Below are 400 nucleotides of genomic sequence, written 5' to 3'. Positions count from 1 at the left end.
GGCGGACAGGCAGGGTCAAGGAGGGCCAGATTTGGGCAACCAAATCTCTGCCGCAAAAACCGGGAGGCCTTGAGCGATCGGTTTTTGTGGATGGCCCCCTTGAGGCTGACGGGCCGGTCTGTCGCGGCCTGGTCATTCCGGGCGGAGTGCGTCCGTTGAACGCGCTGCGGCCGGCGGCTTCGTGAAGTCGCCTCGGGCGATCTGACCGCCGGACACGGCATCCCTGGAACAGGGATCGGGCCGCCCCAAGTTCGTCCTGGGGCGGCCCATCCTCGTCAGAGGATTTAGTCCTGGGGATCTTTCGCGCTCGGTGGGAACATCACCAGCTCCGAGACCGCGACCGGGAAGTCGAGCTTGAGGCTGAAGAACTCCGATCCATCCCCGTTGCGGGTGTTGCGGA

General features: G+C 65.0%; 1 protein-coding gene. It reads left to right on the top strand.

Annotated elements, in window-relative coordinates:
- Positions 1-185, top strand: a 185-nt coding sequence (locus tag EP376_RS23270) for a hypothetical protein (protein ID WP_206074850.1), incomplete at its 5' end; no start/stop codon positions are given.
- Positions 186-400 lie beyond the last annotated feature (215 nt).

It is taken from the genome of Alexandriicola marinus (assembly GCF_004000435.1).
GTDB lineage: Bacteria > Pseudomonadota > Alphaproteobacteria > Rhodobacterales > Rhodobacteraceae > Alexandriicola > Alexandriicola marinus.
Note: the sequence above shows the minus strand (reverse complement) of the source record. Positions and strands in the feature narration are given on the sequence as shown.